General features: G+C 43.6%; 15 protein-coding genes. 12 read left to right on the top strand and 3 right to left on the bottom strand.

What is annotated here, in order from left to right; translation table 11 throughout:
• Positions 1–17: 17 nt before the first annotated feature.
• Complete coding sequence (locus AC2D6U_RS02995) at positions 18–611, bottom strand: hypothetical protein (protein WP_484719455.1); 594 nt, start codon at positions 609–611, stop codon at positions 18–20.
• Positions 612–797: 186 nt separating this feature from the next.
• Entirely contained in the window at positions 798–2,258 is a 1,461-nt protein-coding gene (locus AC2D6U_RS02990; RefSeq protein WP_484719454.1) for a phytoene desaturase family protein, read from the bottom strand.
• Between the two features lie 121 nt (positions 2,259–2,379).
• Here AC2D6U_RS02990 and AC2D6U_RS02985 point away from each other — a divergent pair, with 121 nt between their 5' ends.
• From AC2D6U_RS02985 to AC2D6U_RS02970, 4 genes are all read left to right on the top strand, one after another.
• A complete protein-coding gene (locus tag AC2D6U_RS02985) occupies positions 2,380–2,787 on the top strand; it encodes a 6-pyruvoyl trahydropterin synthase family protein (protein ID WP_484719453.1) in 408 nt (135 codons plus the stop codon).
• Positions 2,768–3,445 (top strand): GTP cyclohydrolase I FolE, encoded by a 678-nt coding sequence (gene folE / locus AC2D6U_RS02980; protein ID WP_484719452.1) that lies wholly within the window; start codon positions 2,768–2,770, stop codon positions 3,443–3,445. Before AC2D6U_RS02985 ends, folE begins: the two co-directional genes overlap by 20 nt.
• Positions 3,445–4,137 (top strand): SDR family NAD(P)-dependent oxidoreductase, encoded by a 693-nt coding sequence (locus AC2D6U_RS02975; protein ID WP_484719451.1) that lies wholly within the window; start codon positions 3,445–3,447, stop codon positions 4,135–4,137. Before folE ends, AC2D6U_RS02975 begins: the two co-directional genes overlap by 1 nt.
• Positions 4,138–4,281: 144 nt before the next feature.
• Complete coding sequence (locus AC2D6U_RS02970; RefSeq protein ID WP_484719450.1) at positions 4,282–6,546, top strand: sodium-translocating pyrophosphatase; 2,265 nt, start codon at positions 4,282–4,284, stop codon at positions 6,544–6,546.
• Between the two features lie 68 nt (positions 6,547–6,614).
• Here AC2D6U_RS02970 and AC2D6U_RS02965 read toward each other — a convergent pair whose 3' ends face one another.
• Positions 6,615–7,178 carry a DUF4251 domain-containing protein gene (locus AC2D6U_RS02965; protein ID WP_484719449.1) on the bottom strand — a complete coding sequence of 188 codons (564 nt, stop codon included), beginning with the start codon at positions 7,176–7,178 and terminating at the stop codon, positions 6,615–6,617.
• Between the two features lie 204 nt (positions 7,179–7,382).
• On the opposite strand from AC2D6U_RS02965, the gene AC2D6U_RS02960 reads away from it, so the two are divergent.
• From AC2D6U_RS02960 to AC2D6U_RS02925, 8 genes are all read left to right on the top strand, one after another.
• Positions 7,383–9,248, top strand: a complete 1,866-nt coding sequence (locus tag AC2D6U_RS02960; RefSeq protein WP_484719448.1) for an ABC-F family ATP-binding cassette domain-containing protein — start codon at positions 7,383–7,385, stop codon at positions 9,246–9,248.
• Positions 9,249–9,324: 76 nt separating this feature from the next.
• Entirely contained in the window at positions 9,325–9,555 is a 231-nt protein-coding gene (locus AC2D6U_RS02955) for a hypothetical protein (protein WP_484719447.1), read from the top strand.
• 129 nt (positions 9,556–9,684) lie between these two features.
• Positions 9,685–10,848, top strand: coding sequence for a redoxin domain-containing protein (locus AC2D6U_RS02950; protein WP_484719446.1), 1,164 nt, complete (start codon positions 9,685–9,687; stop codon positions 10,846–10,848).
• Between the two features lie 85 nt (positions 10,849–10,933).
• Entirely contained in the window at positions 10,934–11,770 is an 837-nt protein-coding gene (gene epsC, locus AC2D6U_RS02945) for a serine O-acetyltransferase EpsC (RefSeq protein WP_484719445.1), read from the top strand.
• A complete protein-coding gene (gene cysM, locus AC2D6U_RS02940) occupies positions 11,767–12,645 on the top strand; it encodes a cysteine synthase CysM (protein WP_484719444.1) in 879 nt (292 codons plus the stop codon). The genes epsC and cysM overlap by 4 nt, the downstream gene beginning before the upstream one ends.
• Positions 12,646–12,763: 118 nt before the next feature.
• On the top strand, positions 12,764–13,162 hold the full coding sequence (locus tag AC2D6U_RS02935) for a tyrosine-type recombinase/integrase (RefSeq protein WP_484719443.1): 399 nt from the start codon (positions 12,764–12,766) through the stop codon (positions 13,160–13,162).
• Between the two features lie 156 nt (positions 13,163–13,318).
• Complete coding sequence (locus tag AC2D6U_RS02930) at positions 13,319–14,659, top strand: dihydroorotase (protein ID WP_044638090.1); 1,341 nt, start codon at positions 13,319–13,321, stop codon at positions 14,657–14,659.
• Positions 14,660–14,882: 223 nt separating this feature from the next.
• Positions 14,883–15,176: a type II toxin-antitoxin system HigB family toxin gene (locus AC2D6U_RS02925; protein WP_484719442.1), complete on the top strand. Its 294-nt coding sequence runs from the start codon at positions 14,883–14,885 to the stop codon at positions 15,174–15,176.

Here is a 15,176-nt window from a genome sequence, read left to right as displayed (position 1 = left end):
TCTTCGATTACACTTGTTTAGTCAAGTGAAATGGTATGATAAAAACTTCTGCCTTCTGCAGTAAATTGGATTCTGTAACTTCCATTCGATAAGTCAGAAATGTCATATCGCTGAACTTTAGCATCTCCTTTTTCGATCTCACTTCTATGCACTACATCACCGTATTGATCAAAGATCGTCATTTGCATGTCTAAGCACTTTTGACCTAGATAAACCTTCAAACTTGTGTCATTGTGCTTCACCATGGGCTTAGAGATCATGATGCCTTGCCCTTTATTCAATGAGGCAGTAAGCTTTGTTACATTGATTGGAAGAATTTCTAACGACTCTTGATTTTCGATCTCCAAAGTCAATTGACCTTCCTCCATTTGCTTTAGGTTAAAGACCTTACCGTATACATCGCTTTTCGCTTCATCTGCAAAAAGTAATTCTCCTGCCTCATTCCATAGGCTGATCTTTGTACCTACTTCAACGTTTTGCATATTCAATACAACCGCCTTCTTGTTTTCGGTTGTCAATTCAATTGTTCTTTCTTTTTCAGTTGCCTTGGCTAAGAAACCGGAAGCCAACATGGCGATTGCCAATAGGGTTGTTTTGATTTGAGTTTTCATTTTTCTGTTGTTTAGATCCCGACAATTATCGGGATGAGTTGTTATTTGATTTTCAAAACCGCATGACCATTAGCGATTTCTTATTCAAATGAACGGCAGATCTGCCCAGGGTTTGTCACCCTTTGGTAAAGGGATGTCACAAAATGTCATGGTTTCGAGTAAAGTTGTCAAGAAGCTAGTCCTGTTTTAAAAACCCCAGTCAGCCGCCATTTTCTCAGCAGCAATAATACCCGACAAGGTAACGCCAGGGATGCCTTGGCCAGGATAAACTGTGTCTCCAACCATGTAGGCCTTGTGCTTGTCCAAACGAGCGTCTAACATTTGCCAAGGCTTAATGCGCATGTATTGGGGATAGCCACCAACAAAACCCCACTTACGACCTGTCCACTTGGCCCAAGACTTAGGCGTAGAAGAATGCTGGTAGATGATCTGCTCTCTTTTCAAAAAATCCGCTTGCTCTAAGGCTTCAATAATGGCCTCCTCTGCCCTTTTGTTGTCAATGATCAAATGTTCCGGATCGGGGCTGTGTGTACTGATCGACATGACCATTTGATCGGCTTCATCCGTTCGGGACTTATCTTCCGGGTGATTGAGGCTAATAAAAATAGAAGCGGAACCCGTCTCAGCTAAGGGCTGGTCCAGATGAATCTGATGATGGATACTATCGAATTCTCGATGCGGTTTAAAGCCTATCCCCATTTGAAAAGCAGAATTCAACTCCTGTGATTGCATCACCTTTTGTTGTAAGTGTGACAAACGGTCATCCTGAAATAATTCCAAGGTGTTATTGATGGGTAAACCTGAAATCAGGTATTCAGCCATGTACTCCTCTTTACTGGATTGCACCAAATAGCCCTCCTGCGTCCTTTTGATCGTTTCAACCCCTTCACGCAATTTCACCACGCCCTCATGTTTCTCTATGTAGTCAACAAAAGGTTGCACCAGCTGAAGCAAGCCTCCATCGACATAGTAATTTGGAAAATTGGTATAGCAAAGTGCGGTTGCCCCAAACAGAAAATTCACTTCTTCCATTTGATTCTGCGCGGTGATGAGCAGCTGCTCATTTACAAAATCAACAAAACGCTCATTCTCATGCAAACCGTACTTGATCAAAACCGATTTGACAGACAGAAATGCATTCGGCACATTCAGCACCTGCTGTAGGGTAACATGCCTGACAGCATGAAGGAGGTCTTTCACTTTTGATGGTGGAAACCGCTTTTGTTTTAACGAAGTGGACCATACAAATTGACTCACGGCATGGCACTCCTTCCAAAATGCGCGTTGTCCTTTTCGACCAAATACACGCTCCGCCTCTTTGATCCATTGTTCCAGGTTCTCGTAACGGTTGATGATCGTCCCATCTTTTAACCTGACTTGCATGGGCAGTGCTAATTTCCGAGCATTGATCTGAATACCTGTTTCATCCAAAACCGCCTGCAGCGGTAACCCTTGACCCAAGCCGACCAAAGTGGTGGCTCCGGCTTCAAAAACGAAACCCTTTCTCCAATATGAGGTCGTACATCCGCCTGGCAGGTAATTCTGTTCGAGAACGGTGACCCGCTTTCCTTGCTTAGCCAAAAGCGCTGCAGCGGTTAAGGACCCCATCCCACTCCCAACAATCAGAATATCAGTACGTTGTACCATTGATGCAATTCTTGTTTAATTATTTTATTAGAAAGTTGAACAAAAATAAATAACGTTATGTTCGTTAGGTATTGAAATTAAGTGGTAAGCATACTTCTTACTCAATCTAAACTAATCATTGATGAAAGTAGCTGTTTTCCGAAAGGAGCATTTTAATGCGGCCCATAGACTGCATAACCCGAATTGGTCAGACGAACAGAATGAGCAAATATTTGGTAAGTGCAACAACAAGTATTATCACGGGCACAACTATGAATTGATCGTCAAGGTCATTGGTGAGCCTGACCCAGGTACAGGTTATGTATACGACATGAAGGTCTTAAGTGATTTGATCAAAGCGAACATTACGGATCGTTTTGACCATAAAAACTTGAATTTGGACACAGAGGAATTCAAAGACCTTAACCCTACTGCCGAAAACATGGCAGTTGTGTTTTACAATATTTTGAGAGATAAAATAGAACCTCAATACGATTTAAAAATTACCCTTTACGAAACTGAAAGAAATTATGTTGAATACCCAGCTTAATGGATTAACCATAGAGGAAATAGGTGACGAGCACGTAGGCACCTCATACGATACGCCAATGAAAGCCGACGCTTTCGACATGGACGATAACTTAAAAATGGATCTTATCGAGGACAAATTCCATGAGATCATGGAGATCATGGGCCTTGACTTGACTGATGACAGCTTGAGCGGTACTCCCAGAAGAGTGGCCAAAATGTACATCAAAGAGATCTTTAGTGGATTGAATCCAGCTAACAAACCTAAAATTGCCCTCTTCGATAACAAGTACAAGTACGAAGAGATGCTTGTTGAAAAGGACATCACGTTCTATTCTAACTGTGAGCATCACTTTGTGCCGATCATAGGCAAAGCGCATGTTGCGTATATTTCCAATGGACAGGTGATTGGATTATCCAAGATCAACCGTATCGTGGAGTACTTTGCCAAAAGACCTCAGGTACAAGAGCGATTGACGGTACAAATTGCCAATGAATTGAAGCAAATTTTGGGAACAGAAGACGTGGCCGTGATCATCGATGCAGAACACCTTTGCGTTTCTTCGAGAGGTGTGCGAGATGTGAACAGTTCAACACTCACTGCCCAGTTCCATGGTAAATTCAAGGAAGAGGCGACCAGAAAAGAATTTCTAACCTACATCAACCAGAAAGTGAAGTAATGCGAAATTTATTGATCATAGGCGCAAGTTCAGGTATAGGAAAAACCATCGCAGAACAAGCGTTGGCGGATGGCTACCACGTCATCTCTGCATCCAGAAATGCTCCTGAGCTTTCGCAAGTAGAACATCATACAGTTGATATTACGGCAGGATCCATTGATTGGTCATTCTTACCTGACGAGTTGCACGGCTTGGTCTATGCACCGGGAACAATCAATTTAAAGCCTTTTCATCGTTTTAAATTGGAAGAGTTCCAGCAAGACTTTGACATCAACGTCTTGGGTGCTGTCAAAACCTTACAAGGAGCATTTAGGAGTTTAAAAGCTGTTGATTCTGCCTCCGTGGTCCTCTTCAGTACAGTCGCAGCAAAACTAGGAATGAATTTCCATGCGTCGATCGCAGCTTCAAAAGCAGCGATAGAAGGATTAGCCCGTACTGTAGCGGCAGAATGGAGTCAACATCAAATACGAGTAAATGTACTAGCCCCATCATTGACGGACACGCCATTGGCCGAGCGCATCTTATCGACCGAAGAAAAGCAGGAAGCCTCCAACAAAAGGCATCCGATCGGCCGCTATGGACAACCACAAGATCTGGCGAATGCAGCCATGTACCTGCTCTCCGAAGGAAGCTCTTGGGTTACCGGACAAACCATTGGTGTAGATGGAGGTATGGGGGCACTAAAACCCTAAGCAATTGATTTTCAAATAAATACATCAAAGCCCGAGCATTAAACTGCTTGGGCTTTTTTCGTTTAACTAATTCAGTTTGATGTTCTTTCGTTTTCTTAGCTAGACTACTATCTTTGCGCATCTTTAAAAAAACGACTTTAGAATATGTCTAATTTAATTTATGTGGTCCCTGTCTTGGGCTTGATCGGATTGCTTGTGATGGCAGTCAAATTCAAATGGGTCAATGCACAAGATGCAGGAGATGATAAGATGAAAGGTTTAGCCAATCACATCAGAGAAGGTGCATTGGCTTTTTTAAGTGCTGAATACAGAGTTTTAGCCATTTTCGTAGTGGTAGCCGCTGTCTTATTAGGCGTCATTTCCATGCTGGTTGAAACTACGCATTGGTTCATTGTCGCAGCCTTCGTGATCGGAGCGGTCTTCTCAGCACTCGCCGGAAACATTGGCATGCGTGTAGCCACCGCTGCCAACGTACGCACCACGCAAGCGGCAAGAACAAGTTTATCAAAAGCATTGAAAGTCTCTTTCACGGGAGGTACGGTAATGGGTCTTGGTGTTGCTGGCTTAGCAGTATTTGGCCTTAGCTTGATCTTCATCATCCTATTCTTCTGGTTTATGGGAGGCACATGGGCGATGGGCGATGGCATGTTAGCTGATGTAAAAAGCACAGTGGCAATGACCTGGGTATTGGAAGCCCTAGCCGGATTCTCTCTTGGAGCAGAATCCATTGCACTTTTCGCCCGTGTTGGCGGAGGAATTTATACCAAGGCAGCCGATGTTGGCGCTGACCTTGTCGGTAAAGTAGAAGCAGGAATCCCTGAAGATGATCCAAGAAACCCAGCGACCATTGCGGATAACGTGGGAGATAATGTTGGTGATGTAGCCGGAATGGGTGCCGATTTATTCGGTTCTTATGTTGCTACCGTCTTGGCTTCTATGGTATTAGGAAATTACGTGATTAGAGACATGGGCGGTTCTATCGATGACCAATTTGGTGGCATCGGTCCTATCCTGTTACCTCTTGTGATCGCAGGTGTTGGTATTCTTTTCTCTATTGCGGGTACTTGGGTGATCAAGATCAACAATGAAGATGCAAAAGAAGCTGAAGTGCAAAAAGCATTGAACATGGGCAACTGGGGTTCAATCCTCCTGACTGGAATTGCGTGTTACTTCTTAATTGATTTGTTATTGCCTTCGACCATGACCATGGCCTTATTTGGAGAAGGCAATGTGGAAATCACTTCCATGAGAGTATTTGGAGCCGTATTGGTCGGTCTATTTGTTGGAGCAGCGATTTCCTACATGACGGAATACTTCACTGGATTAGGAAAGCCTCCTGTTATGGCGATCATTCAAAACTCCTCAACAGGTGCTGCAACGAATATCATCGCCGGTTTGGCAACGGGTATGAAATCAACATTTGGCCCAATTTTACTTTTCGCAGGTGCTATCTGGGGAGCCTATGAATTAGCAGGTTTTTACGGTGTGGGTATTGCGGCTTCAGCCATGATGGCCACAACCGCCATGCAGTTAGCGATCGATGCCTTCGGTCCTATCGCTGATAACGCAGGTGGTATTGCCGAGATGAGTGAATTACCTGAAGAAGTAAGAACACGAACTGATATCCTCGATTCTGTAGGAAACACAACTGCAGCCATTGGAAAAGGATTTGCGATCGCTTCAGCAGCCTTGACTGCCTTGGCCTTGTTTGCCGCTTACGTAACCTTTACAGGTATTGATGGGATCAATATCTTCAAAGCTGACGTCTTGGCAGCATTATTCATAGGAGGCATGGTACCCGTGATCTTCTCCGCTTTGGCGATGGAATCAGTGGGTAAAGCAGCCATGGAAATGGTGAAGGAAGTAAGACGCCAATTCAAAGAAATCCCTGGTATTCTAGAAGGAACTGGAAAACCAGAATACGACAAGTGTGTGGAGATCTCAACCAAAGCCTCTATTCGCGAAATGATGCTTCCGGGTGCGATCACGATCATATTCCCGATCTTGATCGGTTTCATCATGGGACCTGAAGCCTTGGGTTCTTACATGGCTGGTGTTGCGGTTTCAGGTGTGCTTTGGGCCATCTTCCAAAACAACGCCGGTGGTGCTTGGGACAATGCCAAAAAGTCGTTTGAAGCAGGTGTTGAAATTGATGGTGAAATGACTTTTAAAGGTTCTGATGCCCATAAAGCAGCGGTAACTGGAGATACAGTAGGTGATCCATTCAAAGATACTTCTGGTCCGTCCATGAACATCTTGATCAAATTGACCTGTTTGGTAGGTTTAGTGATCGCTCCTATTTTAGGTGAGATTTATGCAGAAGAAGGTACTGACCTACACGTCAATACCGAAGCGATCGAACTGGAATTGGAAGAAAGTCCTGAACAGATCATCACGGAAGTGAAATAAACGATCAGAAAAAAAGAAAAGCCCACCTTAATCTTGAGGTGGGCTTTTTTTATACTTTTCAATTTGCTCTAATTCCTGATCAGAAAGTTCTGAGCAACGAAAACATTCGATTCACTTCGGCTCAAATAAGCCCCTTGCATGGTTAAGATTCGGCCCTCACTCACCACCCGAGCAGTCGCCCGTTCTCCGTTGATCGAAAGATCGATGGTAATGATGTCGCGGCTGTAGATGCTACTGTAACGGATCCTAACACCCACACGATCAGATTTATCATCTTCGTACAACTCATAGGAATTCATTTCCCCTTCAAAAGTGATCCCTCCTACACCGTTCCATCCCAAACCGGCCGCGCTTCCCAATTGCATGTGGATATGACTTCCATTTATGGCAATGAAGTTGATCGAAGAGGTTGCTTGTGCGGTTTGCCCTTTCTTACCGATCAAGAGGTTGGCTTCTAACACAAAATCCTTCGCTTCTAGCAACTCCTTGCCCCTAGCCTGCTTGGCCAAAAACTCTTGATTTTTGAGCTCCTTTCTTTCTTGTCGTAACTCTTTCTTAGACTTCTCTTCCTGTGCTGATAATTGAACGCTCATCAACAAAGCCAATCCAATAATAATCCATCTCTTTTTCATGATACCTCCTTTTTCAATTGGTATAATTACCTACTCAATTCTTATGCCAATGGCTAAATAGAGTCATTCCGATTGAAAAACATAATTTCACTATACGTTTGTTCTCAAATTGGGAATAAAAATCCAACCGCTATGTCAAAATGAAACAAGATAAATCTTGGCCACTTTGGCATCAATTCATTCAGTACTTAATAGCTTTACCGCATGAATTACCTTTCCGTAGAACAGCTTTCCAAAACCTTTGGCGATCGCACCATTTTACACGACATCTCCTTCGGAGTAGCGCAAGGCCAAAAAGTAGCCCTCGTGGGCGTGAACGGTTCCGGGAAATCCACACTGCTTAAAATACTTTCCGGACTTGAAAGTCCCGACCGAGGGGCAGTCGTCTTCAAAAATGAAATTGTGGTCAGGCACCTCTTACAAAACCCAGAATTTCAAGCCGGCCAATCCATTCTTGACGCTGTATTCGATGCGAAAGACCCAAGCCATCAGCTCCTCAAACACTACGAAAAAGCCATGCTCAAAAACCTTGCTGGTGAGGAAAACCACGAGGAAGTGCAACGTTTGTTGATCCAGATGGATGAGCTTAATGCTTGGGAACTGGAAACGCAAGCCAAGCAGATCCTGGGGAAGCTAGGCCTACACGAGCTTGACCAAGACGTCAGCACATTAAGTGGTGGTCAGCAAAAAAGAGTCGCCTTAGCCCAAGCCCTCATTCATCGACCCGACCTGCTGATACTGGATGAACCCACCAACCACTTAGACATCGAAACCATTGAATGGCTGGAAAACTATCTCAGCACGGCTAATATGGCCTTGATTCTCGTCACGCACGATCGCTATTTCCTCGAAAAGGTCACCAATCATATCGTTGAACTTGAAAAGGGTCATCTCTACAGCTATCAGGGCGATTACTCATACTTCTTAGAGAAAAAAGCAGAACGACAAGCTCAAGAGGCCAGCAGCATTGACAAAGCAAAGAATCATTACCGCAAGGAACTTGACTGGATACGAAGGCAACCCAAAGCCAGAGGAACAAAGGCCAAATACCGTGTTGATGCTTTTGAAGATACCAAGCAAAAGGCCTTTAGCGCTCAAAAAGACGGTGAACTTCAATTGGGTGCTAAGGCCGCTCGACAAGGCAAGAAAATCTTAGAGGTGGAAGACCTCAGTTTTGGGTACAACCAGGACCTGTTGATCAAAGACTTTAGCTACATCTTTCAGCGAAAGGAAAAGGTAGGTATCGTGGGCCCGAATGGCAGCGGCAAAACTACTTTTATTCAATTATTGCAAAAGGAGTTATCGCCAACCACCGGTGAGGTCATTAAAGGAGAGACCACCAAGTTTGGATACTATCGGCAAATTGAACCCAACTTCGACGAACAACAAAAAGTCATCGATTTTGCCAAATCTATTGCCGAGGTAGTTGAAGTAGGCAAAGGCAGAACCATTAGCGTCAGTCAGTTCCTTACCCAATTTCTTTTTCCACCAGAAGTACAATACAAGCCCATTAGTATTCTGAGTGGTGGAGAAAAAAGGCGTTTGCAATTACTTCAGATCCTGATCAAAAGCCCGAATTTCCTGATCCTTGATGAACCGACCAACGACCTTGATCTTTTGACCTTGAACATTTTAGAGGATTACCTCGAAAATTTCGAAGGCTCCATTATGATCATTTCGCACGATCGTTACTTCATGGATCGTTTGGTAGACCACCTTTTTGTTTTTGAAGGAAAAGGACTGGTCAAAGATTACCCCGGCAATTACACCGATTGGCGGGCTTCACTAACCGACCAACCCAAGTCGACGGACAAAAAGAAATCGACGGTAAAAGAAGCTCCAAAGGCAACAGAAAAGCGGAAACTATCTTATCAAGAAAAGCGAGAGCTTGACAGCCTGGAGAAAGAAATGCCTGTTCTTGAGCAAGAAAAGGCCAAACTCATCGAGCGATTGAATCAAGAAACTGATCACGAAAAACTCATCAGTATCTCAACCGAAATTGAATCGTTAACCGAACAATTGGACGCAAAAGAGCTGCGCTGGCTCGAGCTTTCAGAATACGGCCAATGAGCTGGTCTATAGAGCTTTGGCCTCATTCGATCCGGATCATTGAACTATTGTCATCAACAATGCGTACATTCAATACATGAGTAGCACGCTTTTAATCGCCATTGTTTCATTCACCTGGGTGATTTATTCCATCAGTTTGCTGCATTACCGAAAGGTCAAAAGTGCAAGAAGTGGAACAACTGAACGCATGCGAGACCTGCCTCTGTTCTTTATGTTCTTGGTGGGACCCTTGTTCTATTTTTTAATGAAACGCTCTGATCGTGGTGATCGCCGACGCTTTATGGAAGGCAAAAGAAGGTTCTCTTAACCGAAGAGCATGTTTCTTTAGCTCAATCAAACGCCCATTTCGCTCATTTTCGAGGTAGGGTATCTCAAGGAAACGACCGACCAAAAGATCCTTCAGCTTTTAACCAAAAGCTTTCCTAACTTAGTATGAATGAAAACTATATCGATCCAAGCAAGTCTACTTGCCTTAGTTTTTGCTACGGCTATAGGTTGTTCCCCAGAATCAAAAGAAGCAGCTGACACTTTTACCGTCAGCGGTACTGTCGAAGGCCTCGACACCGACTACATGTCCTATGGCTATCGTAATGAAGAAGGCAAAAGAGTGAGCGATTCAGTACTTGTCAAAAACGATCAATTCACGTACACCGGAAAGATCAAAGAGGCTACGCACATTATTTTTTGGCCCAATGTCGAACGCACCATCAAACGCTCAGGAAGAGGGTATTACCCTGCGAAATCCAGCCAATTCGCGTTTCTAGCCAGCCCGGGAGATCAAATCACCTTTACGGGACAGGTCAAAGACTTCATCGACGCCTACCCTTCCGGCACCAAAGCCAACGACGAATTGGCAAGTATCAACCGACGCATATTTCCGCTAATGAATGAGTCGATCAACCTTCAATTGGAGATCAATCAACTTGACGAAAGCGACCCAATGGTTGTACAGCTTCAGGCCAAAATGGCGGCCTTAGACAGTCAAGTACTCAACATGAAAAAAGAATTTGTCCGTACAAACACCAACTCCCAGGCAGCTGCCTGGTACTTATCCGATATGATGGTGAGAAGTCAGGTGACTCAAGAAGAAGCCATCAGCTTATTCAAAGGGCTGGATGAGCAGTTAGCCGACTACACCTTCTATGATGCGGTCGACTTACGGGTGGAAGGGATTGAGTCGACTCAGGTGGGAAAGATCATGCCGAATTTCACCACAACGGCCACTTTGGACAGCACCCGATTCGAACTGAATGACCTAAGAGGAAAATATGTACTCATTGACTTCTGGGGAACTTGGTGCGCACCCTGCATTGGCGAAATGCCAAAGGTGAAAGCATACAAGGAAAAATACGCAGACCAATTGGTGGTTTTAGGAGTGAACAATGGAGACACCATGGAAAAAATCAGGGAATTTGTTACGCCAAAAAACTATGACTGGCAGCAAATTCTAGATAAAGACGGCACACAAGACCTCGTATTAAAATTGAATGTGGCGGGTTTTCCTACAAAATTCATTTTGAGTCCGGAGGGGGAAATTCTTTACCGGTTTGTCGGCGATACGGAAGAAGCCTTCGAAGTACTCGACGCCTTATTGCGTTAATGCAAGAATTTGTCCTAAAGAGGAGTAACCTCTGATAAAGCTGAATTCAGAAACTTAGCCTTCGGTTTTTTTGTTACCACCTTCCATGGATAGAGCCTTCATCAATACATTATTCCAGCGACAACAAGAGTGTCCCACTTGCCCTCCGCAGCGTGTGGTTTCTGAATGGTTCAACAGCCTTTTAGGAAGCCTATTCCCTGACCTCGCCGAAGAAAAGTTCACCAGTGCCAAAGAGTTTGCCCTGCACATCGAAGGCATCCAACTGGAATTGGAACAGATCTTATCGCATATACCGATTGAACTCAGCCGTCAACCCGAAGAGATCGCCGGATTGCTTTTCGATCGATTGCCTGAGCTTTTGAGTAAGCTCGATCAGGATGTTGAGGCATTGCTAGCCGGAGACCCTGCGGCCAAATCTAAAAAAGAGGTGATCCGCACCTACCCCGGATTTTATGCCATTGCGGCTCAACGCATTGCACATGAACTCTATCAATTGGGTGTACCGCTCATTCCTCGGTTAATTACAGAACACGCCCATAGCAAAACGGGGATAGATATTCATCCGGGAGCTCAGATCGGGCGCCACTTCTGCATCGACCATGGAACAGGTGTCGTCATAGGAGAAACGACCATAATCGGAGATCATGTCAAGATCTACCAAGGCGTAACATTGGGTGCGCTTAGTGTAGAAAAGAAAGACGCCGAGAAGAAACGACATCCTACCATTGAAGATCACGTCGTGCTCTATGCTGGAGCCACCATTCTGGGTGGCCAAACGACCATTGGCAAACATTCAGTGATCGGTGGCAATGTGTGGCTCACACAAAGTGTACCGGCAGAAAGCAAGGTCTATTACAAAGCACAAATGACCAATACGGCAGGCGATATCGACACTATCATCTATAAAGGCCAAAGCACATGACATTAGACGCATTGATTGGGAATACACCGCTGGTCGAATACCAGACCTTGGCACTGAAACCCGGTGTACGGATTTTCGGAAAACTCGAAGGGAATAACCCAGGAGGTAGCGTGAAAGATCGTGCGGCCTATGGCATGATCAAAGGAGCCTTGGACAGGGGAGAGATCAAAACAGGTGATCGACTTGTCGAAGCCACTAGTGGCAATACGGGCATCGCCTTGGCCATGATCGCGAGCATTATGGGTGTCGAGATGACCCTCATCATGCCAGATAACTCCACCCGAGAACGCATACTCGCCATGGAAGCCTATGGAGCGAAAGTGATCCTTACCCCTGCTGCAAAAACCATTGAATACTCCAGAACCCTCGCCGAGCACATGGCGAAAGAAGAAGGCTTTCATTTACTCAATCAATTTGGGAATGACGATAACTGGAAACAACATTACAAAAGCACGGGTCCTGAAATTTGGAGAGATACGCAAGGCAAAGTAACCCATTTTGTTTCCGCCATGGGCACAACCGGCACCATTATGGGCGTTTCTAGATATCTCAAGGAGAAAAACCCTCAGGTTCAGATCGTGGGCACGCAACCGACGGATGGGTCAAGCATTCCTGGCATTCGGCGTTGGTCGCCAGAGTTTTTACCCAAAATATTCGAAAGAGAGCGAGTAGATCGGGTCATTGATGTCAGCCAAGAAGAGGCTACCGCACAAACCCGATGGTTAGCCAAAAATGAGGGCGTGCTGGCTGGCATGAGCTCAGGAGGTGCGCTGACCGCTGCCTTGAAAATTGCCGATGAAATTGATGAAGGCTTGATAGTGCATATTGTTTGTGATAGAGGGGATCGCTACTTGAGTTCTGCGCTATTTGGTTGAGATTGGCAAGACCCAATTGAAGGATCTCAACACTTTGTTCGCGTCGCCATGGCAACCAAAGAGCCATTTTCCAATGATCTAAAGAGGACAAAGGCTCCTGATAATTGACAGCGAGCAGATGCGTGTGTTTGTAAGAGGTGGCAAAGGCAAGAAAGACCGCGTAACGATCCTCTCTCAGAAAGCGCTCGGCGTACTTAGGGAATATTTTAAGAAATACCGGCCAAAGGTTTATCTCTTTGAAGGTCAATCGGGAGGGCCTTACAGTACTACAAGTCTCAGAAGTGTATTTTCTAAAGCTGTAAGAAGTGCTGGAATTGACAAAAAAATAACACTTCATTCTTTACGTCACAGTTTCGCAACGCATTTGTTAGAAAAAGGAGTAGACCTAAGGTATATCCAAGTCTTATTGGGACATAACTCAAGTCAAACAACTGATCCCGATAGCTATCGGGATATACTCATATTACACATAAAGGATGGGAAAAAATACAATCACCTTTGGACAATTTGGAACTAGATCCTTAGCTTTAATAAGTGAGCGTTATACCGCCATATTGGTCGGCTATCGCTCACTTTTATTAAACTATATGAAATATATCGCTCATTTTTGTGAGCGTTAGCATACGTTAGCGGTAATGTAAAACCACTCGACATAAAGACCATTAATTAAACAATGAACGATAGCATTTTAATAAAGAATACAACCATTGTGAATGAAGGAAAATCATTTATTTCAGATGTTCTTTTGTCAGATGGACTGATTCAAAAAATTGGAAATATTGAACCTGACCCGAACCAAAAAGTAATTGATGGAACAGGAAAACACTTGTTCCCAGGAATCATTGACGGACAAGTGCATTTCAGAGACCCAGGACTCACGCACAAAGGAGATTTATATACCGAAAGTAAAGCCGCGATTGCAGGCGGTGTGACTTCCTTTATTGATATGCCAAATACAGTCCCAAATATATTAACTGTAGAGAGCCTAAGAGAAAAGTTTGAAATCGCTTCCAAAAAGTCTTTAGCGAATTACTCGTTTTTTCTTGGTGTCAACGGAGAAAACATTGATGAAGTAATTAAGACCGACACAAGCCAATTTATTGGTGTTTCTGATGACGGCTTGTACTTTACAAAAAAAGGAAATCTACTTGCCGACAATCCAGAGACAATGGAAAAACTGTTTGCTAACTGCAAGTCAATAATTGCCATTCATTCAGAAAAGGAAGTAATTGTAGAAGAAAACGAAAGGATTTATAAAGAAAAGTTTGGAGAGAACATACCAGCTCAATATCACCCAGTTATTAGAAGCAGCGAAGGATGTTATGAAGCAACCAAGAGAGCAATTGAATTGGCTAAAAAACACAATGCTCGATTACATATTTTGCACTTGACCACAGAAGCTGAAACACACTTGTTTCAAAATGATATTCCCTTAACAGAGAAAAAAATCACGACAGAAGTTTCTGTTCACCACCTATGGTTTACTAACAAAGATTATGACCGATTGGGAATGCTGATTAAATGGAATCCTGCCATTAAAACCGAACAAGACAAACAGGGCTTGTTGACCGCTCTAGTTGATGACAGAATTGATATTGTTACAACAGACCACGCACCACATACATTGGAAGAAAAAGAGCAACCTTACTTTCAGTCAATGTCAGGAGCACCAATGGTTCAACATTCTTTGAATTGTATGTTGGAATTTTACAAACAAAACCTCATTTCATTAGAGAAAATAATTGAGAAGATGTGTCATAATCCAGCGATTCTTTACAAGATGACCAAAAGAGGGTTTATAAGAGAAGGATATTATGCCGACTTGACATTGGTTGACTTGAATAGGAAATGGACAGTAACTAAAGATAATTTACTTTATAAATGTGGTTGGTCACCATTGGAAGGAACGACTTTTCAAACGGAAATCAAACAGACCTTTGTGAACGGAAATTTGGTTTATGATAACGGAATATTTTTCGAGCACGTAAAAGGAAAAGAAATAGAATTTGGATAAGAAATAAAGAAAACACTACCGCTAACATTGGCTATACGTAATGCGGGCGAAAGTGCTGATTTGACATTAATTACATTAAACAAACTTTTCGGTGAGCGGACAGTGAAGTGCCTTGAAATCCCGCACTACGCATAGCCGAAACCGTTGCCCCGAATGAAAAAAAGATCGTCAAATGTTCCCGTTTTGGTAACATTCGTTGTAATTTTGAGTAAAAAAAATTGATGTGAAAATATTTTCGCGTGGAACCTTAAGGGATTTTTGGGAAAAACACGGTGACTGCGAATTTCAATTAAAAGCGTGGTATCGTGAAACAGAAAAATCTAATTGGGCTTCCATAAACGAACTGAGAAGCGACTATCCCAGCGCTAGTATTTTAAAGGACAACCGAATTGTGTTCAACATCAAAGGGAATGATTATCGACTGATTGTAAAATTCAACTTTGAATACAAACTCGCATGGATACGTTTCATCGGAACTCACGCTGAATATGATAAGATTAACGCAAACGAAATTTGA

The organism is Roseivirga sp. YIW32, assembly GCF_057219245.1.
The sequence above is the reverse complement of the archived record's forward strand: the minus strand, read 5'-3'. Positions and strand labels throughout refer to the sequence as shown.

Coding starts and splice junctions, on each gene's coding strand:
- AC2D6U_RS02935 (WP_484719443.1), top strand. CDS start 12,764: ATGCGTGTGTTTGTAAGAGGTGGCAAAGGCAAGAAAGACCGCGTAACG.
- AC2D6U_RS02960 (WP_484719448.1), top strand. CDS start 7,383: ATGAATTACCTTTCCGTAGAACAGCTTTCCAAAACCTTTGGCGATCGC.
- AC2D6U_RS02970 (WP_484719450.1), top strand. CDS start 4,282: ATGTCTAATTTAATTTATGTGGTCCCTGTCTTGGGCTTGATCGGATTG.
- cysM (WP_484719444.1), top strand. CDS start 11,767: ATGACATTAGACGCATTGATTGGGAATACACCGCTGGTCGAATACCAG.
- folE (WP_484719452.1), top strand. CDS start 2,768: ATGTTGAATACCCAGCTTAATGGATTAACCATAGAGGAAATAGGTGAC.
- AC2D6U_RS02950 (WP_484719446.1), top strand. CDS start 9,685: ATGAAAACTATATCGATCCAAGCAAGTCTACTTGCCTTAGTTTTTGCT.
- AC2D6U_RS02975 (WP_484719451.1), top strand. CDS start 3,445: ATGCGAAATTTATTGATCATAGGCGCAAGTTCAGGTATAGGAAAAACC.
- AC2D6U_RS02985 (WP_484719453.1), top strand. CDS start 2,380: ATGAAAGTAGCTGTTTTCCGAAAGGAGCATTTTAATGCGGCCCATAGA.
- AC2D6U_RS02990 (WP_484719454.1), bottom strand. CDS start 2,258: ATGGTACAACGTACTGATATTCTGATTGTTGGGAGTGGGATGGGGTCC.
- AC2D6U_RS02995 (WP_484719455.1), bottom strand. CDS start 611: ATGAAAACTCAAATCAAAACAACCCTATTGGCAATCGCCATGTTGGCT.
- AC2D6U_RS02930 (WP_044638090.1), top strand. CDS start 13,319: ATGAACGATAGCATTTTAATAAAGAATACAACCATTGTGAATGAAGGA.
- epsC (WP_484719445.1), top strand. CDS start 10,934: ATGGATAGAGCCTTCATCAATACATTATTCCAGCGACAACAAGAGTGT.
- AC2D6U_RS02965 (WP_484719449.1), bottom strand. CDS start 7,178: ATGAAAAAGAGATGGATTATTATTGGATTGGCTTTGTTGATGAGCGTT.
- AC2D6U_RS02955 (WP_484719447.1), top strand. CDS start 9,325: ATGAGTAGCACGCTTTTAATCGCCATTGTTTCATTCACCTGGGTGATT.